Here is a 22,049-nt window from a genome sequence, read left to right on the forward strand (position 1 = left end):
GTATGCGTTTTAGCATTTTAACCCTTTTTCCCGAACTGGTTGCCCCCTATTTCCAAGCTTCCATTTTAAAGCGTGCTTTAGACAAGCAGGTTTTTAGGTTGGAGATTGCCAATATACGGGATTTTTCCCCACACAAACACCAACGCGCCGATTTTGCGCCCATAGGCGGGGGGGCTGGGCAGATTTTAGACCCCTATATGCTGGAAAATGCGCTAAGGAGTGTGGGGCAAGGGCATGTGATCTTTTTAAGCCCCAGTGGCAAGCCCTATAATCAAAGCGATGCCAAACGCCTAGCCACCTATCCACATTTAGTCTTGGTGTGTGGGCGTTACGAGGGGTTTGATGAGCGTGCGATTGAGACTTATGGCGATGAAGTGTTGGGCATTGGGGATTTCATTTTAACTGGGGGGGAATTAGCCGCACTGTGTGTGTGCGACAGCGTGGCGCGCCATTTAGAGGGCACTTTGGGCAATAGCCAATCTTTAGAACATGAGAGCTTTGAAGAACATCTCTTAGAAGCCCCCCATTTTGCCAATACCGATCGCTTAAATACGCCTAGTTGTGCAGATATGCCCACTATTTCAGAGTATTCAAAGGGCAACCATGCTAAAATGAGATCGGTTATGCGTGATTTATCTATTTGCAAGACCCAATACTACCGCCCTAGTCTGTATCGTCTCAATAGGTCGCAACGCATGGTATTCGATTCACTTTATCAAAAAGGCCAAGTATGAAAAACCGCTATATCCAGCATTTTGAGGATAACCAAATCAAAACCCAACCCCCCCGCTTTAAAGCCGGCGACACGCTCAAACTGGGGATCCGCATTAAAGAGGGTGATAAAATGCGGACTCAGTTTTTTGAGGGAGTTTGTATTAGTTTACGTGGATCGGGCGTAGGTTGCACTTTTTGCGTACGCAAAATCGGCGCAAATGGAGTCGGCGTGGAGAGGATTTTTCCCCTTTATTCTGAAAGTCTAGCTAGCATTGAGGTTTTACGCGTGGGGCGAGTCAGACGTGCCAAACTCTACTACTTACGCCACCGCAAAGGCAAAGCCGCCCGCATTAAAGAGGTGCGCAAAAAAGAGGCCTAATTTGCCTTTGTGGAGGGTTGTGTGCTAGGTTTGCGCCTCTTGGGGGCTTTGAGTATCCTCGTGTTTAGGCTTTGTGCCCAGTCTGTGTCCGAAGAAGAGGAACAATCCCCTACCCCCTCTATGCAAGACCTCAAAGCTATTCAGGGGAGTTTTTTCCACAAAAAGCGTACAGAGCTTGATAACACGCTTTTTATTGATTACCACTTGGGGCAGACTTATAAGATCCGCCTGCGCTATGCAATGGTAACCACGCTGGTTTTTAGCGAGCCTATCCAAGAGGTGATCTTAGGCGATCATGTGGGCTTTAGCACAAAGTTACTAGGCGAGGAGAGACACGAAGTAAGCAATGTCTTATTGGTCAAGCCCTTACAAATTGGCATTGATTCGAATTTAACCATCATTGGCAAGAGCGGTAAAATTTACTCTTTTTATATTTTTTCCACCACTTTTACTAGCTCTAAATACCCCACACTCCATGTCTATATTTCTAATGAACATTTTTTGGATCAGGCTTCTCAGGTCCAGCAACCCCTAGCCATTTTAGAACCCCAAGAAGAACCCCTAGAGACAGAAACTCCAGAGAATTTGCCCAAAGAAAAGCAACCTAGCTTAGATGATGAAGCGCATTATCTTAAAATTGGTAAGGGTGCGCATACGATATTGATCCCCAAAAAGGAGATTGAACGTGGGTATCGCATCTTAGGGCATAAAAAACGCGCTTGGTTTTGTCTGTGGCTGTGCAAAGTCGCCACCTCCCAGCCCATCAAGCCTCTAGAGATTTTTAATGACGCACACTTTACTTACTTCAAATTTGATCACCGCGCCTCCCAAATCAAATTCCCTGTCGCTTATAAGGTGATTGATGGGTATGATAACCCCATCAACACGCGCATTGTGGGGGATTATTTGGTCGCTGAGGATATTGCGGACAAATGGACTTTAAGAGAGGGCAAGCAACACACCTGTATTAGGCGCAATCTTAAGAAAAAACCCTAATGTGGCGCAAAATATTCCTTTGGAGTTTAGCCGGGGTGGGTATTTTTAGTGCCTCTCTTGTCATCCATCATAAACCCAAGCCTCCCCAAGCCCCCAAGTTACAAGAAGTGAGCTATCCGCTCTCCGATTATATTTTATCCCTCCCAAACTCACAGCCTCAGCTCCCATGCCCCAAGATTACCAACGCCTCCAAGAGCAACTAAAAGCCGATGCACTCAAAATAGAACAGCTCCAAGCCCAGCTAGAAGCCCAACGCAAAGCCCCCGTTCCAAAGCCCTCTAAGCCCCCGCCCCAAAAGCCAGAGCCCTTAGAAGACCCCCAAATTTTAGAGGTTCTAGCTACGCGTATCCAGCCATTTGCCCCCCTAGAGCCCCAATCCCATAAAGAAGAGACCCATACAACCGACTCGATAGATTTAACCGACTATGGTACACATGGCTTTGATAATCTCTCCCAAAAAGATACAGCGACCCATGAGAATAAACTATTGAGGACCATGACAGCTGATAAGCTCATCCCAGCTTTTCTCATCACCCCAATTAGCTCCCAATTGGCTGGCAAGGTGATCGCCCAAGTAGAGAGCGATGTTTTTGCCAACATGGGCAGAGCCGTGCTCATCCCCAAAGGGTCTAAGGTGATTGGGTATTACAATAACACCAACAAAATTGGAGAATACCGTCTAGACATTGTTTGGACACGCATCATCACCCCACATGGCGTGAACATCATGCTTACCAATGCCAAAAGTGCAGATGTAAAGGGTTATAGCGGATTAGTCGGCGAGATGATGACCCATAATTTCCAACGCTATGGACTCCCTCTTTTAGTCTCCACTCTCTCAAATGGACTCTTAATTGCGCTCACAGCGGGTATTGCTAACAAAACCGGGCGTAATAACTTTTTTGGGGATTATCTCTTGATGCAACTCACCCGCCAAAGTGGCATGGGTTTGAACCAAATTGTCGCCCAAATCCTCAAAGATAAGAGCAATTTAAAACCCGTTGTGGTGATTAGGGAGGGTAGTCGCGTTTTTATCTCCCCCAACCTCGATATCTTTTTTCCTATTCCCAAAGAGGGAGAAATTTTGGCAGAATTTTTTACCAATTGAAACACAAATTAGCTATAATTAGGGATATGATGAGTTTTTAAGGATGGTTATGAAAGTTTATTTTTTTGCCACATGTCTAGGTGGGGTGGTCTATAGTCAAACCATTGTGAATTGTATCAAGTTGTTGCGCAAAGAGGGGGTGGAGGTGATCTTTAAAAAGGATCAAACCTGTTGTGGGCAACCCAGTTACAACTCGGGATACTACGATCAGAGCAGACAAGTCATTTTGCACAACCTCAAGCTTTTTAACGAGGATTATCCCGTCATTGTGCCTAGCGGGTCTTGTGTGGGCATGATGGCGCATGATTACAAAGAACTTTTTGAGGATAGCCCCCATTATGACGAGGTAGCGCACTTTGCAGGGCGTGTTTTTGAACTCTCGGAGTTTTTGGATCAAAAATTAGGGGTGCGCTACACCGATACTGGTGCACCGGTCAAAATCACTTGGCATTCTAATTGCCATGCTTTGCGGGTGGCCAAGGTGATTCAGAGTGCTAAAAAAATCATCGCCCAACTAGAAAATGTCGAACTGGTGGAGTTGGAGCGCGAGGAGGAGTGTTGCGGGTTTGGGGGGACTTTTGCAATCAAAGAACCCGAAATTTCCTTTGCAATGGTGCAAGATAAGATCAAAGACATTGAGAGTCGGCAAGTAGAGTATGTCTTAGCCGCCGATGCGGGTTGTTTGTTAAACATCAGTGGGGCGATGAGCAAAATGCAAAGCCAGACTAAAGCGATGCATTTTTATGACTTTTTAGCACAAAGGGTGGGGGTTGCTCCGGGGGGTCTAGCATGATAGCCCATAGCGCACAAGAGTATGAAGAGGCGATCAGGGCAAAGCTAGGAGATGAGCAGTTACGCACGAATTTGCGATCGGCAATGGACACCCTCATCACAAACCGCAGAAACTTGATCGCTAATCGTTACCACGATTGGGAGGAGCTCAGAGAGTTGGGCAAAAATGCCAAACTCAAGGTGTTGGCTAGGCTGGATCACTACTTGCAAACCTTTGAGGAAAAGGCTAAAGCCAATGGCTTTATCGTGCATTATGCCAGCAGTGCCAAAGATGCCAATGAGATCATCTATAATCTAGCCAAAGAAAAAAAGGTCGATCGCATCTTAAAAGGTAAGTCGATGGCGAGCGAGGAGATCGGATTAAACCATTTCTTGCAAGAAAAAGGCATCATCGCCAAAGAAACCGATTTGGGCGAGCTGATCATCCAACTCATTGATGAACACCCCGTGCATATCGTGGTGCCCGCCATCCACAAGAACCGCTATCAAGTGGGCGAGATTTTCCACCAAAAATTAAACGCCCCTTTGGAGAGCGAGCCTGAAAAGCTCAACGGCATTGCCAGAAAACACATGCGCGAGGAGTTTAAAAGCTTTAAAATGGGGATTTCGGGTGTGAATTTTGCCATTGCCAACGAGGGGGCAATTTGGTTGGTGGAAAATGAGGGCAATGGGCGCATGACCACCACCGCCTGTGATATCCATGTCGCTATTTGCGGGATTGAAAAGCTAGTTGAGAGTTTTGAAGATGCTTCTATTTTGGTAAGTTTGCTAGGACCTAGTGCGGTGGGTGTGCCCATTACCTGCTACCAAAATATCATCACTGGTCCGCGCCAAAAGGGGGATTTAGACGGACCCGTAGAAGCCCATATCATTTTGCTGGATCACAACCGCTCCAATATCCTAGCTGATGAAAAATATTACCGTGCACTGAGTTGTATTCGCTGTGGGACATGCCTTAATCACTGCCCAGTTTATGACAAAATCGGCGGGCATGCCTACTTGGCCACTTATCCCGGACCTATTGGCGTGGTGATCACCCCCCAACTCTTTGGGCTGGATAATTACGATCACATTGCTAATTTGTGTAGTTTGTGTGGGCGGTGTGGGGAGGTCTGCCCGGTGAAGATCCCCTTGCCTGAACTCATTAGGGATTTGCGTTGTGAGAAAGCCCATGAAGGGCGGGGCGTGGTACGTGGCTACAAGGACACCAAACACAGCAAGCTAGAGGAGTTAGCCATGAAAGCTTTTGCCAAAATGGCTTCTAATGGAGCTTTGTGGCGGGCGTTTTTAAAAATCAATGGCTGGCTAGCACCTTTGGGCAAATGGTTAGGCGGTTATACTCCAGTGCTTAAAATTTGGCTCAAACATCGCAACATGCCCGCCATTAACGCCGGTCTGCATGCTAAAGTCAAGCAGTTACAAGGAGTGGTTTATGAGTAGCAAGCCTGTTGTCTTAGAGCGCGTGCAAAATGCCCTCAAAAGGCACACCATCGCCCATGAGGAAGTGCATTTTAAAAATATGTTACGCGATGAAAAAGAGAGTTTGCTCGAGGAGTATATCCACTTCCAAACCTTGAATCGCGCCCAAGTGGTGCAATCTAGCCCAGAGAATTTGGCTCAAGATTTAAAAGAAGTTTTGGTGGGTTTTGAGAGTGAAAAGATTTTGCACGCTACTGACCTGCCACTAGATTTAGATGAGTTAGATAGCCAGCATGCATGGGTGAAAATCCCCTATAACCAAAGTGTGGAGGAGATTAAAGACACTCTTTTTCATGTCGATACTTCGGTGCTCAAAGCCACATGTGGGATTGCTAACTTGGGCATGGTGGGCGTGCTCTCTTCAAGCTTTGCGCCCAGATTAACTTCGCTTATTACACTCAAATGTGTTTTCTTGTTGGAAAAAAGCACGCTGGTTAAAAGCCTCCATGAAGGCATAGAAACCCTCAAGGCCCAAAACCCCGATCGCTTGGCGACTAATATGCTTCTCATTGGCGGGCCTAGCCGCACAGCCGATATTGAGCTTAAAACCGTCTTTGGCGTGCATGGACCTATGGAGGTGTGCGTGATTTTGTATTAAGGAGAAATGATGTGCTTGCAAGCAAAAACCACGCTCAAAGCAGAGGGAAAAATGATCTATGTGGCACTGAAAAAATTGTTTTTATGTGGCTCTATTTTGGTGTTGTTTTATGGTTGTGCTACAGTGAGAATAGCACCATCATCACTTGCTCAAGAAGCTAAAAAATTTGTTGCGCCTGAAATGGGTCAAGCCGGACTCTATGTTTATCGTGATGGTATTTTTGGTAGCATTCTAAAAAAAGATATCTGGGTTGATGGCGAATGTTTGGGCGAGTCGGCACCTAAAGTGTTTTTCTTTATGCGGTTGCCAGCAGGCAAACACACCATTGCAACCGAATCCGAATTCTCCCCCAATGCCTTAAGCCTTGATATGGAATCTGGCAAAAATTATTTTGTCCGCCAATATATCAAAGTCGGGGTATTTGTCGGGGGTGCGAATTTGAAATTAGTTGATGAAGAAAAAGGTCGGGTAGCGGTAGCCAAATTAAAGATGGCTGAACCGGGACATTGTAGCGATCCACATCCAAAGTGATTTTTATAGAGCGGTCGCAGTGATCTTGTATTAAGGAGTGTATATGACTTTACAATTTGGGCACAAAGCCCCTAATTTTAGTTTGTTGGATTCTCAAGGCAAACAAGTTTCTTTGCAGGATTTACGCGGGCAAAAAGTGGTGTTGTATTTTTACCCCAAAGATAACACCCCGGGTTGCACCCTTGAGGCACGCGATTTTACCCAGCTCAAAACCCAGTTCCAACAAAGAGGGGCGGTGATTATCGGGATCAGCCCCGATGATACCAAGAGTCATTGCCATTTTATTGAGTCTGAACAACTAGGGATCACGCTTTTAAGCGATCCGCATTTGGAAACTATCAAGGCTTATGGGGCTTATGGGGTCAAAAACATGTATGGCAAACAGATCGAGGGGGTGATCCGCTCAACCTTTGTTATTGATGAAGAGGGCGTGATCCTGCATGCACTCTATAATGTCCGTGCCAAAGATCACGCTAAAAGAGTGCTTGTTTTGCTTTGAATGGACGGGGTTTTTGTTATAATGTGCATTATTTTATAAAGGCAGTGTATGCAAATTTTCATTAACGGGCAAGCCCAAGAGGTCATTGCATCCAATATCGACTCGTTGATCCAGACCTTGGGCATTGAAAAACGCGTTTGTGCGGTGGCTTTGAATGAAAGGGTTGTCAAAAAAGAAGAATGGGGCAACACCTCTTTGCAAGAAAATGATCGCTTGGAGTGTTTGCAATTCATGGGCGGGGGATGAGCCTTTGTGGAGACTTTGGCGGAGGGGGCGATCTTTGTTGCCGATGCACACCACCAAGAGGGTAGCCCCCACCTCCCTTGTTTGCTTGATGGCTTAATTGCCAACCCTCCTCCCCAGTTTTTCCTGATGGGGGATATTTTCCAAATTTTAATGGGGAGTGTGCGCAGTAGCTATGAGCCCCATGCCTTAATTTTAGAGCAACTGCGTGTCCTTAGCCAAAAAAGCACTCTTTTTTACTTAGAGGGTAATCACGATATGGGACTAAGGTATTGGCAAGGTCTAGCCCAACATGCCCAAATTTACCCACGCAACTGCCAACCTCTAGCCTTTTCCTACCAAGACAAAACCTACCTACTGGCCCATGGCGATTTGTTCCTAGGCTGGGGGTATGAATTGTATATCCGTCTTTTATCTAACCGGCTATCATGCAAAATTTTAGGCTTTTTGGATCGTATCAGGCAACTTTACCCCTACATTGCCCGCCCCATCAAAAAGAAAAAGATCAGAGAATGGCATCTAAGTCCGGCAGACTGGATATGCTTTAAGCAAGAGCGTTTAAAACACTACCACAAAGGTGTGTGTGGTAAAGAGGGGGTCATTGAGGGGCATTTCCATATCCAAAACGCCCCACAAGATAGCCTGTATTGTCCCCTGCCCGCATTTTATTGCACCAAGCAAATTGCTACCTTCACGCCCAAGGGCCTGGTGATTAGCACAATCCCCTAAAATAGGGGGTCGTCCATCACGCTAGGAATGGGCAAACCCATCAGCTTGAGGACACTAGCAGCGACATGGTTGAGTGCCCCGGACTTGATCTGTTTGGCATCTTGACCCATCACAAAACAATAAACCGGGTTGGTCGTGTGGTTGGTGAGCACGCCTTCTTTGGTGCTGTGCATTTGTTCGCAATTCCCATGGTCACTAGTTAAAAGCATGGCATAGCCCAATTCCTGAGCCACTTTGAGCACCTGACCTAGCGCACTGTCCAAAGCCTCTATGGCTTGGATACAAGCCTCAAAATTGCCGGTGTGCCCAACCATGTCTCCATTGGCAAAGTTGGCGATGATTAAATCCTTGCCTGCGCGCATGCTAGAGATGATCGCCTGAGCGATTTCAGGTGCGCGCATCTGCGGACAGAGATCGTAGGTGGGGACTTGGGGGCTAGGGATTAAAATGCGCTCCTCATTGGGGAAGGGTTCTTCAATCCCGCCATTGATAAAGAAACTCACATGGGCGTATTTTTCACTCTCAGCAATATGTACTTGGCTTAAGTTGGCTTGAGAAACCACTTGGGCAAGCGTATCTGTAATCTCCAGCTTAGGGAAAAATACCGGATGCTTAAAATCTGCACTATAACTGGTCATCGTGGCGATCACCAATTCGGGTGCACCCGCTCCACATTCTTTTAGCCCCCTAAACATGTCCAAATCCCCGCTTAAGGCTTGGGTGAGCTCCCTAGCCCGATCACTGCGGAAATTCACAAAAATAGCCCCCTCGCCATCAAACATGCCCTTGTAGTGCCCAAAACTAGCTGGCTGTATAAACTCATCGTAAATATTGCGTGCGTACATGGATTCAATGTAGGCTGAGGGGCTCAACATGGTTTTATTTTGGGCATGCACGATACTTTCATAGGCTGACAAAATGCGCTCATAGCGTTTGTCGCGATCCATGGCAAAAAAGCGTCCAGAAATCGTGGCAATGGCGATATTGTGGTTGCAAATGCAAGAGATTAATTTGAGGTATTCTAGTGCACTGGTGGGCAACACATCGCGCCCATCGGTAATCAAGTGCAACCATACCTTCTTGCCCACCCGCTCTAAGAGTAATGCCATGCCAATGAGGTGATCGATATGGGCATGCACGCCCCCATCGCTCATCAGGCCCAGCACATGCACAATGTGGGAGTCTTCCACCACATGCCTAAAGGCGGGGTTATCCTCCATACAATCTTCTTCAAACGCCTTTGAAATTTTGACTAAATCTTGATAGAGCACACGCCCCGCCCCAATGCACATATGCCCCACCTCAGAATTGCCCATTTGCCCCTCTGGCAGACCCACGCTAAGACCATGCGTGCTTAATAAACTATGGGGCAAATGAGCCAACATCCAATCATAGGTGGGTTTTTTGGCATGGTAAAAGGCATTGCCCTCTTTTATGTCGCTATACCCCACCCCATCGGTGATGATCAACAATGTTTTTTGCATTAAAATACCGGGGCTTCTTGCATCAAGAAAATTCCATCGTCTTCTTGACGCTTTTTAGGTTTGGGCTGTATGTGGTGGGTTTGCTCCACTTTAGGCTTGGGTTTGTGGTGCTGGGTTGTTCTGGGTTTAGAGGGTTTTTTATAGGTTTTTCTAGGCGGTTTTTTTTTTGGTTTGTTTGGGGGGCTGGTAGGGCAATTCAGATTGGGCGTAGAGGGGGGTTTTGGGCTTATGCTCATGTTCTTTAACAAAATGCTCTAAGGTGGGCATAAGGCTTTGTAGGGTCTTGATCTTGATTAGGAGGTCTTGGTAATATTCATCGGCTTCTTGGTTAGCCATAGCGGGGTGTTTGGCTCTTTGGATATAGTAGGCCCGAATCATCTCTTTGAGGTTACCTTTGTGGATACGCTTGAAACTGACCAAAGTATCTAGGGCGATTCGGGAGGCAAAATTGCGATCCCTAATGAGTAGATCACCATAGTAACTTTTCATAAAAGGAGTCTGCCCCTCGTTGTAAAACTTTAAGACAGCTGGGATATAGGCATGGTAAATCCCCGCACTCGTCTCATCAAAATCGACTCGATAAGCTCCCGCACACGACTCTTTCCATGCAATGGCCGCCATCTCATAGCCTAAATTTTCTTTAGAACCATAATGGTAGGCATAGACCAAGACTTTTTTTTGCTCCAAATTAAAGTGACTAGGATCCATACACTCTGCCAAGTTTGGCTTGGCTACTACCCCACTCACCACCGCACCACTCAAAACTGCCAAAACAAAAACATGGCGGAAGAATCCCCAAGCCCACATTGACAAACCTTTAAGAGTTTTTCACTTTAAGTTTTGCTATAATCTTAACATAAGTAACCCTTGATAACTATTAATGGCTAGCCTGATTCACGCATAGGAGCTTACTTGAACCCATTACTCATTGAAGTTCTAGTTGAAGAGATGCCCGCTAAGGCTCTGTTGGCAGAATTTAAACACATCCTAGACAAGTTCCACCAAGCCCTACAAAACCATCAAGTGGATTTTAAAGGCGACCTGCGTGGCTATTACGCACCCACACGCCTTGTCCTCCATGCCCTAGATTTCCCCACCCACATCCCAGCTAAACAAGTCGAACACTTTGGTCCCCCCTTAAGTGTGGCTATGGAAGACAACCAGCTTAATCCCATTGGGCAGAAGTTTTATACCAAGTTGGGCTTAGACCCTTTGCAAGCCTTTAGTACGGTGCTAAAAAACCAAAAGGAAGTCTTGCACGCCATTTTACACAGCCCGCCCATCTCCACTGCTACGCTTTTAGATGGTATTTTGTTGGAGTTTTTGCGATCGCTAGATTTTGGTAAAAGCATGGCGTGGGGTAGCGTGCCAGAACGTTTCATCCGCCCCATCCATAATCTTTGCGTGATCTTTGCAGATGAGCCTGTGTCTCTAGAGGCTTGCCAACAAGCTTATGGTTGCACCGCTAGGCGTGCGACCAAAATCCATGCAGCTAAGAGTTTTGCCTACCATGAGACACCCAGCATAGAGGATTACTTTCAAACCCTGCAAAAAGGCTTTGTAATCTTAGACCCCAACAAACGCCAAGAAAAAATCTTGCATGAGATTAAGACTCTAGAGCAAGAACATGGCGTGCAGGTCCAGATTGATCCCGAACTTTTAGAGGAGGTGGTTGCCATCACTGCCTACCCCACAGCTCTTTATGGGCTTTTTGATCGCGCCTTTTTGGATTTACCCACAGAGGTTACCACCACTTCCATGAAGGAGCACCAACGCTATTTTGCCACTTTTAAAGAGGGCGTGCTCAACAATGGCTTTATTGTGGTGAGCAATGCACCCCTGCAACACCCCCAAGATTTTGCCACCATTTTAGTGGGCAACCAAAAGGTCTTGCGCGCGCGTTTGAGCGATGCGGTGTTTTTTTACCAAAACGATTTGGAGCAATCCATGGAATGGGAAAATGTGGCTCCAGCCTTAGACAAGATCGCTTTTATGCAGGGTTTGGGGAGTTTGAAAGACAAGGTGGAGCGTGAGCAAAAAATCGCCCTTTTTTTAGCCCAAAAATATGCCCCCCACGCTCAAGAATCCCAAGAGATTTTGCAAGCCAAACTTTTAGAGTCCTTGTGCCTAGCTAAGGCGGACTTGTTGAGCGAGGTGGTCTATGAGTTCCCCGAGTTACAAGGCGTTATGGGCTCTTACTATGCCAAGCACCACCACAAAAGCCCCGATATTTGCACCGCACTCAAAGAACAATATTACCCCATTGCTGAGGGCGCGCCCTTGCCCAGCACTTTTTTAAGTGCGCTGTTGGCATTGAGCATAAAGCTAGATAGCTTGTTGGCTCTTTTTAGTGTGGGCAAAATTCCCACGGGCTCTAAAGACCCCTTTGCCCTGCGCCGTGCGTGCAATGGCGTGTTGCGGATTTGCTTGCACTACAATTTGCCCTTCAATCTCCAAGCCGATTTGCAAATGCTTGGCACCCACTATGCCCCCTTTGATCTCTCTTTGTTAAGGGAGTTCATGTTGGAACGACTCTCCCATGTTTTAAGTGTCAAGTCCCCCAATCTTTACAAAAGCGTACTAAAAGGCATTGAAGCCTTGGGGGGGCAAGATTATGAGATTTGCCAATTGGCTCGTAAGCTCTATGCTTTGCAAGATTTTTTAGACCAGGTGGAGGATTCTAGGCAATTGGTGAGCGTGTTTAAGCGCGTGGCTAATATCACCCAAGATATACAACAAGCCAGCAACCCCGATCCGCACCTCTTTCAAGATACGAGCGAGCAAGGGCTTTATGAAGCTTACTTAAACTTGCAAAAAAGCACATTTGCCCATTTGGGCGATAAAATCCACGCCCTATTTGCCCTCAAAACCCCTCTAGAACTCTTTTTTGAAAAAGTGCTCATCAACGATCCCAACCCCCAAATCCAAAATAACCGCAAAAGCTTACTCTTTTTAATTTGTCGGGAATTTTTGAGTGTGGCGGATATTAAGGAATTGTAGGGCTTGTATCTCCAAATTCTTTGGCTAACTGCGGGTCTTTTAGCCAGCTTTTTAAGTGCTAAAACCTTTTCTGTAGAGGAATTTTTCAAGCGAGTCGAGCATAACTCTATGGAATTAATCCAAAAAAAGGCCGAGTTTATTAGCCTTTTGGAGGAGCAAAAATCCACCAATGCTTGGGATTTTCCCTTTATATCCAATGAAACCTCTATGGTGCGTAACTTCCAAGGTATCGCTGAGGCCCAGCCTCGAACCGTGTTGATGATCAAACCCAAACTCCCATGGGTTAGCCGTCTGCTTGCCCAAAGCCTCTCTATTAAAAATGTGCAATACCGCAAGAGTTATGAATTGAGCCGCAATCTTGCCTTTATTGGGGCTAAACGCCTCTACCTGAATTACATTTTAAACATTGAAAAACACAATATTTACGCCCGTCGCGAACAGATTTTTTTATCCCAGCTCAATGCTGCCCAGCGCAAAGTTGAAGCAGGGAGCATGTCTGAAAAGGACTATATCAACTTTAAAAATTCCTACTTGGAGTCCAAATTAGCCAAAATCAACATGGAGACCTTGATCATCAATCAAGAAAAAACGCTCAACACCATGTTAGCCATTGTGCATCCTGTCGTCTCCAAAAATGCCGATTTTAGCACTTTTTTAGACAAAGATCATCTCATCAAGATTCCGGGTTTGCAATTTGAATATGTCCGCATTGGGGAGTATGGCTTACAGCGAATCTTGGATCATTCCTTGTATGTGGAAGTGCTGGACTTGAGCGCAAAAGATTATAAAGTGAATGCGAATCTGGCTAATCGAGATGTCTTCAAAAACTTTGAATTTGGTTTGGGGGCGGAGAGTTATAACTCGGCGACCAATTTTTCCATTGAGTTTAATATCCCCCTGCCCGTTACGCCTAAAAATATCCACTTGAAACGCAAGTTTTTGGCCCTAGAAAATGGTACGCGGGCTAAAAATGTAGTGATGAAACGCAACATAGGGATCAACGCCCATGCCTACCTCAACCAGCTCCAGACCAAAGAAAAATACATGAAAATCCAAATTGAAGCCATCGACAACAAAGCAAAGCTGATGGAGATGGGGCGCATTGCCTATGAAGCCCAAAAAATCGGGCTCTTTGAATATTTGATCTATCAAAACTCTTATATGGACGCGCTGATCGCTTTGGCAGAGGCTAAGATCGAATATGTGGATATCACTGCGCTTTTAGAAGAGACACTAGGCCAGACTTTCACACGTATTAGGGGACCCCAGTGAAAATCTGGGTCTGCTTGTTGCTCTTTTTGGGAGCTTTGGGAGCTTTGGGGGCTTATGATGAAATCGTTTTGACCCAAAAACAGATTGATAGCTTGGGGATTAGTGTCGTGCCTTTGGATAAGAAATTGGGCACAAGGGGCTTGCCCTTTAACGCCGTGATTGATTTTAATAACTCTAACCCTAAGCACACGGTGATTCAAAGCTTGAGTTTTAACGCCACTGTGGTGGCCATTTACAAAAGCGAGGGAGAATATGTCAAAAAGGGCGATCTCATCTGTGAGATTAGCTCCATTGATTTGAGTAACCTTTACTTCCAATTACAAAATAGCCAAAACAAGCTCAAGGTTGCCCTAGATGTGAGCTCCAAAGACTACAAGCTCTATAAACAAGGCGTGATCGCAAAAAGAGAGTATCAAAATAGCCATTTGATCAGCGAAGAGATGCGCCTAAGGGTGCGCCAACTAGAAGACACTTTCCGCAACTTTGGGATTGACCCAAAACGCCCGATGGGGCTTTATGGCTTTAAGATCATTGCACGCAATAGTGGTATTTTATCCATTGCCCCCAAAGTGCTGGGAGAAAAAATCCTCCCTTTCACCACCTACATCCGCATCGCTGAAAATAACGACTTGATCGCCCGAATCAAATTGCCCGTCAGTCTCTCTAGGTACATCAAAAAAGGCTCGCATGTGTTAGACGCGTTGGGGAATAAAATTGGGGTGATTCAGAGTATCTCTGTGGTGCTGGATCGCAACTCTAACACCATTTTAGCCACCGCCTTTATTGATGCACATAATTACCATGTGGGTGAGGTGGTGGATATTTACATTGAGGGGATCAAGCCTAAAAACTCTTTGATCGTCCCCTCTAGTGCGATTATCCGCAATGATCAAGATTACTTGATGTTTGTGCGCACACCCAAGGGCTTTATGCCCACCCCTGTGCAAATTATTGAGGAACGCACCCGCGTTTTTGTGATTAGCAATAAAAATATCGACCCGCATGCCAAAGTTGCGGCAGGAGCACTGGTGAGCCTGAAGGGCATTCTCAATAATCTAGGTGATGATTGATGTTGGCTCCCATCATTGAGTTTTCTCTGCGCCAACGCTTGATTATCCTCATCTGTGCCTTTTTGCTTTTGCTCTCTGGGCTGTATGCCTTTTTCACCACCCCTGTTGATGCCTTCCCTGATATGTCCCCCACCCAAGTTAAGATCATCTTAAAGCTTCCGGGTAGTTCGCCCGAGGAGATGGAAAACAATGTGGTGCGCCCCCTAGAACTGGAGTTGCTAGGCTTAAAAGGGGAAAAATCCTTGCGGAGCACTTCTAAATACGCCATTTGTGACATCACAATTGACTTTGAAGATGGCATGGATATTTACCTAGCGCGCAATATTGTCAATGAAAAACTCGCCCTTGTGATGCCAGATTTACCCCCAGAGGTGGATGGAGGCATTGCCCCCATTGTAACCCCGTTATCTGATATTTTCATGTTCACCATTGATGGGAATTTGCCCGAGGTGGAAAAACGCCAGCTCTTAGACTTTGTGATCCGCCCCATGCTAAGAACGATCCCGGGGGTGGCTGATGTCAATTCTATTGGAGGGTTTAGCCGTGCCTTTGTAGTGATCCCCGATTTTAATGACATGGCAGGCTTGGGCATCTCCATTAGCGATTTGGAAAATACACTTAGAGCCAACTTGAGCAATAGCGGGGCTGGGCGTGTGGATCGCGATGGGGAGACCTTTTTAGTCAAAATCCAAACCATGGCACTCACCCCCAAAGAGATCGGGGATATCGCCATCTCAACCAAAATGGGTTTTTTGCACATCCGCGATTTTGCTAAGGTGGTGGTGCATTACCGCACCCGCTTAGGGTTTGTTACCAAAAATGGCATTGATGAAACCACAGAGGGGCTTGTGCTCTCCTTGAAAGGGGCAAACTCCAGCGAAATTATCAAGCAGGTGCGCCAAAAACTCGATCAAGACATCAAGCCCTTATTGCCCGCAGGCGTGCATACCCATGTCTTTTACGATCGCTCAGAATTTACCCAAAAGGCTATTGATACCGTAACCCAAACCCTTATAGAGGCGGTCGTGCTGATTGTGATCACCTTGTTTTTATTCTTGGGTAATTTCCGCGCCAGCGTGGCGGTGGGGGTGATCTTGCCCCTAAGTCTGAGCGTGGCTTTTATCTTAATTAAACTCAATGGGATCACGCTCAATTTAATGAGTCTGGGCGGGCTCATCATTGCCATTGGCATGCTCATCGACTCGGCAGTGGTTGTGGTAGAAAATGCCTTTGAGAAATTAAGCCACAACCGCACCACCACTAAGTTACACACGATATATCGCTCGTGTAAAGAAATTGCGGTCTCAGTGGTGAGTGGGATCATCATCATCATTGTCTTTTTTACGCCCATTTTGTCTTTAGAGGGCATTGAGGGCAAGATGTTCCGCCCCCTAGCCTCTAGTATTGTCTTTGCCCTACTAGGCACTTTGGTGCTCTCTATCACGGTGGTGCCCGTGATTAGCTCGATGGTGCTCAAAACCCAGCCCCATAAAGAAACCTACCTCACACGCTTTTTCTATTTTATCTACACTCCCGCTTTGCGTTTTGCCTTAAAAAACCCCAAAACCATGCTCTTAGGCGCATTGATCTTTCTAGCTGGGAGTCTCTCGCTCTTCCCCTTTGTGGGCAAGGCGTTTATGCCTAGCCTAGATGAGGGAGATAGCGTGCTGAGTGTGGATAGCGTGCCCTCTATCTCACTCAATCAGTCTAAGGATTTGATCTTGCGCATTGAAAAGACCATTAGAGAGAATGTCAAGGAAGTCAAAGCAATCGTGGCGCGCACGGGCTCGGATGAACTGGGGTTGGATTTAGGAGGGTTGAATCAAACCGATATGTTTATCTCCTACATCCCCAAAAAAGAGTGGAGTGTCAAAACCAAACAAGAGCTTTTAGATAAAATCCTAAAGGTTTTGGAGGATTACAAGGGGATTAGCTTTGCCTTCACCCAGCCCATTGAAATGCGTATCTCAGAGATGCTCACGGGTGTGCGGGGCGATTTAGCCATTAAGATTTTTGGGAATAGCATTGATAAGCTCAATGAGTTGAGCGCGCAAATTGTGGAGGTGATTAGGGGGGTTAGGGGCTCTAGTGAGGTTTTTACGGCTCTTAACAAAGGACTAAACTACCTTTACATCACCCCCGATCGGGATGCGATGGCTAACGTGGGGATCACCAGCGATGAATTTGCTAAGTTTCTTAAATCTGCCTTAGAGGGGATCATTGTGGAATTTATCCCAACGGGTATCTCAAGAACTCCTGTCATTATCCGCCAAAAAGAGGACATCTCCACCAATATTACCCTCATCAAAAGTTTAGAGATGACCTCCAAGCGTGGGATTGCCGTGCCCATCACCTCCATTGCCACCATTACAGAAGTGGATGGTCCCGTGGCGATTGCGCGGGAAAATAGTACGCGCATGAGCGTGGTGCGCTCTAATGTTGTGGGGCGGGACTTGGGCGGATTTGTAGATGAGATCAAGGCTAAAATTGCCCAAAAAGTGCAACTCCCCCCCAACTACTACATCACCTATGGCGGGCAGTTTGAAAACCAAGAACGCGCCAACAAACGCCTATCCACGGTGATCCCCATTAGTATTGTGGTGATCTTCTTTATTTTATTTTTCACCTTCAAAAGCGTGCCTCTCTCGTTACTCATTTTGCTCAATATCCCCTTTGCCATCACTGGTGGGCTCATCGCCCTTTTCTTAACCCAAGAATATATTTCTGTGCCTGCCAGCGTGGGCTTTATCGCTCTCTTTGGGATTGCCGTTTTAAATGGCGTGGTGATGATTGGGTATTTTAGAGAACTCTTAAATCAGGGTAAGAGCGTAGAAGAATGTGTGTTTGAGGGGGCGTTGCGGCGTTTGCGCCCCGTTTTAATGACTGCTTGCATTGCGGGCTTGGGGCTCATCCCCTTGTTGCTCTCCCATGGCGTGGGCTCTGAGGTACAAAAACCCCTAGCCATCGTGGTTTTAGGCGGGCTTGTAACTTCTAGCATTTTAACGCTTTTGCTCTTGCCCCCGATGTTTATGCTGGTGGCCAAAAAAATCAAGGTCGTTTGATGGTGATCTTAGAAGTCTATGTGGATATGAAACTCAAAGACATGATTGTGGACTATCTCTTAGAGCATGGCTATGATTACTTTTACTTTTTTGAGTGCTTTGAGTACGCGGCTATTTCTTTGTTAAAGAGTGAAAAAGAGCAGGTCAGCGGGCGTAAGGACTATGGCTTGTTTAAACTCTACCTTGAAGAGGAGCAGGCAGATAGTCTAGCTCAAGAATTGCAAACCTTGAGCCAAGAGATCGCGCTCTATCTCTTGCCCGTCTCTAGGGCTCTACGCCATTAGTATTGCTATTTTTCAACTTATTTAGCCCCATCACAACGGAAAGATTGCGCTGGGAATGATGTGTTGGAGAATTTTAGGACGGCAACATCAGGAGTTTTTGGGGTAGACCCAGCCCCCCGCTTATGACAAGCGGGGATAGCTCTTAGTCTTGTTTGTTGCTGTTGTTGCAACTATTGTTGTTTTGGTTGCTGTTGTTGCAACTATTGTTGTTTTGACTATTGCTATGGTTGTGGTTGCTACAGCTATTGTTGTTGCTATTCATAACTATCTCCTTTCTAAGATTTTGGAAGATTACACCTCCGTGCTCAAGTATAACACAAGTTACCTTGCGCAACCCATGCTTGTAACTTGGCGCAGGCCTTAGCGTGGTTTTCTAAAAACTGGGCATGGGCATTTTGATCAGCCCGATTGGTGGTGCAAAAAATCCCAAAGCTGGGTAGATTAAACGCTCTAGCCACGCTTAGGACGCTAAAAAATTCCATATTTTCTAGTGCAATCCCAAAATGGCACATGTGTCTTGCAAACTCCGCATTTGTGTGGATATAATTACTCGAATTGACCTTGATGGGTGGCAAATCTAGAGCTTCAAAGTCATTTGTTTGGATTTCTAGGGCATTTTCTATAGGTGTGTAGCTGTGTTGGGTAACAAAACTCTCTTCAATTTGGAAGGCGTGGGCACTTTTATACAAAGATAACAAAGGTAGATCAAAATCATAGGTCCCTGCACTCCCAATAAAGATTAAAGAGGCCGGTTTTTCTAGTAAGCACAGACGACTCAGCTCCAAAGCACTTTGCACCAAACCCACCCCGATACTTTTGGCAAAACTAAAACTCTCCATTTTCCCGGCACACACAAACATGCTAATCCTTATCATTTTCTTTATTTTACCACTTTTAAGCTAGCCTGTGCTAGAATGCGCCCCAAAGGTTTAAAGTTAGGAAGATGGCACTTTTAGGGCAACACTTTTTACATGATGCCCGCTATTTAGAACAGATTTTGCAATCCATCCCCTATGAGCACTTTGGTGATCATGTGCAAATGGTAGAAATAGGGGTTGGCTTGGGAGATCTCACCACCAGACTTTTAGGGAGACTACCTAAGGGTCTGTTAGCCTATGAAGTGGATAGCAAATTGGCTCAGAGGTTAAAGGTTTGCCTAACACCCTCTTTGTTGGCGCGTTTAAAACTCGTGGTGGGCGATGTGATGGAACGCAAAAGGGTTAAAGATGGATCACAGCAGGAAAAATACCAAGTGGAACTTTTTAAAGGTTACCCCCTTGCCCTGTCTGCTTGGGGATTCTTGCATGATGGACCCTATTTCTTGGTCTCTAATCTCCCCTACTACATCGCCACACCCATCATCACCCAAGCACTTAGGGACTCTCTATGTTTAGGAATGGTCGTGATGGTGCAAGCGCAAGTGGGCATTAGATTTTGTGCGTCAAGTGGCAGTAGCGATTATGGAGCTCTAAGCGTGTTGGCCTCTAGTGTGTGCAACCAGCGATCCTTGCTCTTTGAAGTGCCTCCTAGTGCCTTTAACCCCCCGCCCAAAGTGCAATCGGCTGTGATTCGCTTGCTCAAAGCCCCTTTGGGTCCTGATTTTGGTGCACCTTCTTTGGAGGTCTTAGAGAGCGTGCTTAAGATTTGCTTTAAAGCCAACCGCAAGACTCTTTTTAACAATCTTAAAAGCACCTACCCTCTAGAGTGGGTGCAAGCATTCTTTGCCAAGCACCAGCTTAATCCCACTCTTAGACCCCACCAGCTAAACCCTATCCACTATCTAGGCTTGGCACATCTCTCCCAAAATTTCACAGGAGAACAACATGGATAATCCTTCCAAAGATAATCCCCCCAAAGTTAATTTGAGCAAAGAGTCCGCACAACCCCACCCCAACACGCACAAACCCAAGAACAAGAATTTTGGGGAATTTGGGCGCAAAAACCGCATCAAGCATGGCAGGAAACAAGCGGGCAACCCGGCTATGAGTCATCCGCACATGCAAGAACAAGAGGGCGTTAAAAACATCACAAAAGCCAACGAGCGGGGGAATTTGGGCTTTCATAAGGAATTAAAGCAGGGCGTGGAGACCAACCACAAAATCCACATCAACCACCTAAACCCCCATTACAAATTAGACCTCAATGTCAAGGCACGTGTCAAGATCACGCCCTTAGGCGGTTTGGGTGAAATTGGCGGGAACATGATGGTCTTAGAAACCATGCAACAAGCCATTATTATTGATGTGGGGATGAGTTTTCCCAGCGAGGACATGCATGGCGTGGATATTTTGATCCCTGATTTTAGCTATTTACACAGCATCAAGGATAAGATCGTGGGCATTTTGATCACCCATGCGCATGAAGATCACATCGGAGCGGTGCCCTACTTGTTTAAGGAATTACAATTCCCCCTTTATGGCACACCCTTAAGTTTGGGGATGATCGGGAATAAATTTGATGAACATGGACTAAAAAAGTTCAAAAGCTATTTTAAGATCGTGCAAAAACGCCAGCCTATTGAGATCGGGGAGTTCATCGTGGAGTGGATTCACATCACCCACTCCATCATTGATGCCAGCGCGCTAGCGATTCAAACCAAAGTGGGCACGATCATCCACACGGGCGACTTTAAGATCGACCATACCCCCGTGGATAATATCCCCACGGACCTTTACCGCCTCGCCCACTATGGCGAACAAGGGGTGATGTTGTTGCTCAGTGATAGCACCAACTCTTATAAACCCGGGATCACCCCCTCTGAGAGTAGCATTGGTCCCGTGTTTGAAAATCTTTTCAAGAATGCCAAAGGGCGCGTGATCATGAGCACCTTTTCTTCTAATATCCATCGGGTGTATCAGGCGATCCAACATGCCATCAACCACAACCGCAAAGTCGCTGTGATCGGGCGTTCCATGGAGAAAAACCTAGACATTGCTAGGGAGTTGGGCTATATCCACCTGCCCTTTAAAACCTTCATTGAAGCCCATGAGGTCGAAAAACTCCAAGATCATGAAGTGTTCATTGTTACCACGGGCTCACAAGGGGAAACCATGAGTGCCCTTTATCGCATGGCAACTGATGAGCACCGCCACATTAGCATTAAGCCTAGCGATCTCATTATCATTTCGGCTAAAGCCATTCCGGGGAATGAAGCCAGTGTGTCTAGCATTCTAAACTTGTTGATGAAAAAAGAAGCCCAAGTGGTTTATCAAGCCTTTGATGTTCATGTCAGCGGGCATGCCGCCCAAGAGGAACAAAAGTTGATGTTGCGCCTCATCAAGCCTAAATTTTTCTTGCCCGTACATGGGGAGTATAACCATGTCGCCAAACACAAAGAAACCGCGATTGCGTGTGGCGTACCTGAAAAAAATATCTACCTCATGGAAGATGGCGATCAAGTGGAGGTCAATCCCAATTTTATGCGCAAGGTTAAAAGCGTGAAAAGCGGGAAAAGCTATGTGGATAACACCAATAATGTGAGTATTGAGCAAAAGATTGTCCAAGAACGCTTGGAGATCGCCAGTGCGGGCTTTTTAAGTGCCGTCCTCTTTATCTCCAAAGAGGGGCAGGATTTAATGCCCCATTCCAAGATCACCAGTGTGGGGATCGCCAATCTCAAAGAGGAGCGTGCCTTTGTATCTGAATTGCAAGGCTCATTGGGATTGCACATCAAAGCCTTGCGCCAAGATGTCTTGAACAATAACAAGAGCCTAGATGAGAGTGTGCGTAATTTTATCCGCAAGGCTCTTTTCAAGCACACCAAGAAATATCCGGCTATTGTCAGCCATGTTTTTGTGCATTAGGGGTTA

The 22,049-nt window shown here is 46.2% G+C and carries 20 protein-coding genes and 1 pseudogene; 18 read left to right on the plus strand and 3 right to left on the minus strand.

All coding sequences use genetic code 11. The features are described from left to right. Positions 1-2: 2 nt before the first annotated feature. From trmD to EAO36_RS00555, 11 genes and pseudogenes are all read left to right on the plus strand, one after another. Positions 3-734 carry a tRNA (guanosine(37)-N1)-methyltransferase TrmD gene (gene trmD, locus EAO36_RS00505; RefSeq protein ID WP_120955544.1) on the plus strand — a complete coding sequence of 244 codons (732 nt, stop codon included), beginning with the start codon at positions 3-5 and terminating at the stop codon, positions 732-734. Further along, a complete protein-coding gene (gene rplS / locus EAO36_RS00510) occupies positions 731-1,093 on the plus strand; it encodes a 50S ribosomal protein L19 (protein ID WP_120947914.1) in 363 nt (120 codons plus the stop codon). Before trmD ends, rplS begins: the two co-directional genes overlap by 4 nt. Before the next feature lie 30 nt (positions 1,094-1,123). Beyond that, positions 1,124-2,089, plus strand: a complete 966-nt coding sequence (locus tag EAO36_RS00515) for a TrbG/VirB9 family P-type conjugative transfer protein (protein WP_407925309.1) — start codon at positions 1,124-1,126, stop codon at positions 2,087-2,089. Beyond that, positions 2,089-3,197 (plus strand): annotated as a pseudogene (locus EAO36_RS00520) (DNA type IV secretion system protein ComB10). Before EAO36_RS00515 ends, EAO36_RS00520 begins: the two are co-directional and overlap by 1 nt. 49 nt (positions 3,198-3,246) lie before the next feature. Beyond that, positions 3,247-3,990, plus strand: coding sequence for a (Fe-S)-binding protein (locus EAO36_RS00525; RefSeq protein ID WP_120947916.1), 744 nt, complete (start codon positions 3,247-3,249; stop codon positions 3,988-3,990). Further along, the gene (locus EAO36_RS00530) at positions 3,987-5,429 is read left to right on the plus strand and encodes a LutB/LldF family L-lactate oxidation iron-sulfur protein (protein WP_120947917.1); all 1,443 of its coding nucleotides are present in this window, start codon (positions 3,987-3,989) and stop codon (positions 5,427-5,429) included. Before EAO36_RS00525 ends, EAO36_RS00530 begins: the two co-directional genes overlap by 4 nt. Next, entirely contained in the window at positions 5,422-6,066 is a 645-nt protein-coding gene (locus EAO36_RS00535; protein ID WP_120955547.1) for a LutC/YkgG family protein, read from the plus strand. The genes EAO36_RS00530 and EAO36_RS00535 overlap by 8 nt, the downstream gene beginning before the upstream one ends. Positions 6,067-6,075: 9 nt before the next feature. Continuing rightward, positions 6,076-6,597: a DUF2846 domain-containing protein gene (locus EAO36_RS00540; protein WP_205586149.1), complete on the plus strand. Its 522-nt coding sequence runs from the start codon at positions 6,076-6,078 to the stop codon at positions 6,595-6,597. Between the two features lie 43 nt (positions 6,598-6,640). Then, positions 6,641-7,096, plus strand: a complete 456-nt coding sequence (gene bcp / locus EAO36_RS00545) for a thioredoxin-dependent thiol peroxidase (RefSeq protein WP_120955549.1) — start codon at positions 6,641-6,643, stop codon at positions 7,094-7,096. A 48-nt stretch (positions 7,097-7,144) separates the two neighbouring features. After that, entirely contained in the window at positions 7,145-7,342 is a 198-nt protein-coding gene (gene thiS, locus EAO36_RS00550) for a sulfur carrier protein ThiS (protein ID WP_120947920.1), read from the plus strand. Between the two features lie 6 nt (positions 7,343-7,348). Then, positions 7,349-8,068 (plus strand): metallophosphoesterase, encoded by a 720-nt coding sequence (locus EAO36_RS00555; RefSeq protein ID WP_120947921.1) that lies wholly within the window; start codon positions 7,349-7,351, stop codon positions 8,066-8,068. Here EAO36_RS00555 and gpmI read toward each other — a convergent pair. After that, a complete protein-coding gene (gene gpmI / locus EAO36_RS00560) occupies positions 8,065-9,552 on the minus strand; it encodes a 2,3-bisphosphoglycerate-independent phosphoglycerate mutase (RefSeq protein WP_120947922.1) in 1,488 nt (495 codons plus the stop codon). The two genes, EAO36_RS00555 and gpmI, sit on opposite strands and share 4 nt — an antisense overlap. Before the next feature lie 150 nt (positions 9,553-9,702). Further along, the gene (locus tag EAO36_RS00565; protein WP_235852210.1) at positions 9,703-10,359 is read right to left on the minus strand and encodes a hypothetical protein; all 657 of its coding nucleotides are present in this window, start codon (positions 10,357-10,359) and stop codon (positions 9,703-9,705) included. A gap of 105 nt (positions 10,360-10,464) precedes the next feature. Between EAO36_RS00565 and glyS the strand changes: the two genes are divergently transcribed. From glyS to EAO36_RS00590, 5 genes are read left to right on the plus strand one after another with little or no spacing between them, the layout of a single operon-like run. Next, positions 10,465-12,552 (plus strand): glycine--tRNA ligase subunit beta, encoded by a 2,088-nt coding sequence (glyS, locus tag EAO36_RS00570; protein WP_235852211.1) that lies wholly within the window; start codon positions 10,465-10,467, stop codon positions 12,550-12,552. Positions 12,553-12,555: 3 nt separating this feature from the next. After that, positions 12,556-13,824 (plus strand): TolC family protein, encoded by a 1,269-nt coding sequence (locus EAO36_RS00575; protein WP_185962971.1) that lies wholly within the window; start codon positions 12,556-12,558, stop codon positions 13,822-13,824. Beyond that, complete coding sequence (locus EAO36_RS00580) at positions 13,821-14,894, plus strand: efflux RND transporter periplasmic adaptor subunit (protein ID WP_120955551.1); 1,074 nt, start codon at positions 13,821-13,823, stop codon at positions 14,892-14,894. The genes EAO36_RS00575 and EAO36_RS00580 overlap by 4 nt, the downstream gene beginning before the upstream one ends. Further along, positions 14,894-17,956 carry an efflux RND transporter permease subunit gene (locus EAO36_RS00585; RefSeq protein WP_162983062.1) on the plus strand — a complete coding sequence of 1,021 codons (3,063 nt, stop codon included), beginning with the start codon at positions 14,894-14,896 and terminating at the stop codon, positions 17,954-17,956. The genes EAO36_RS00580 and EAO36_RS00585 overlap by 1 nt, the downstream gene beginning before the upstream one ends. Then, the gene (locus tag EAO36_RS00590; RefSeq protein WP_120947926.1) at positions 17,956-18,240 is read left to right on the plus strand and encodes a DUF3240 family protein; all 285 of its coding nucleotides are present in this window, start codon (positions 17,956-17,958) and stop codon (positions 18,238-18,240) included. Before EAO36_RS00585 ends, EAO36_RS00590 begins: the two co-directional genes overlap by 1 nt. Positions 18,241-18,545: 305 nt before the next feature. Here the strand turns inward: EAO36_RS00590 and EAO36_RS00595 are convergent, their stop codons facing one another. Beyond that, positions 18,546-19,100 carry a phosphorylase family protein gene (locus EAO36_RS00595; protein WP_120947927.1) on the minus strand — a complete coding sequence of 185 codons (555 nt, stop codon included), beginning with the start codon at positions 19,098-19,100 and terminating at the stop codon, positions 18,546-18,548. Positions 19,101-19,183: 83 nt separating this feature from the next. Between EAO36_RS00595 and rsmA the strand changes: the two genes are divergently transcribed. Both rsmA and EAO36_RS00605 read left to right on the plus strand, forming a co-directional pair. After that, the gene (gene rsmA / locus EAO36_RS00600) at positions 19,184-20,071 is read left to right on the plus strand and encodes a 16S rRNA (adenine(1518)-N(6)/adenine(1519)-N(6))-dimethyltransferase RsmA (protein ID WP_120955553.1); all 888 of its coding nucleotides are present in this window, start codon (positions 19,184-19,186) and stop codon (positions 20,069-20,071) included. Beyond that, a complete protein-coding gene (locus tag EAO36_RS00605) occupies positions 20,064-22,043 on the plus strand; it encodes a ribonuclease J (protein ID WP_120947929.1) in 1,980 nt (659 codons plus the stop codon). Before rsmA ends, EAO36_RS00605 begins: the two co-directional genes overlap by 8 nt. Positions 22,044-22,049 lie beyond the last annotated feature (6 nt).

Origin of the sequence: Helicobacter mehlei (assembly GCF_003660265.1) — a bacterium.
In the GTDB taxonomy this organism is placed as follows: domain Bacteria; phylum Campylobacterota; class Campylobacteria; order Campylobacterales; family Helicobacteraceae; genus Helicobacter; species Helicobacter mehlei.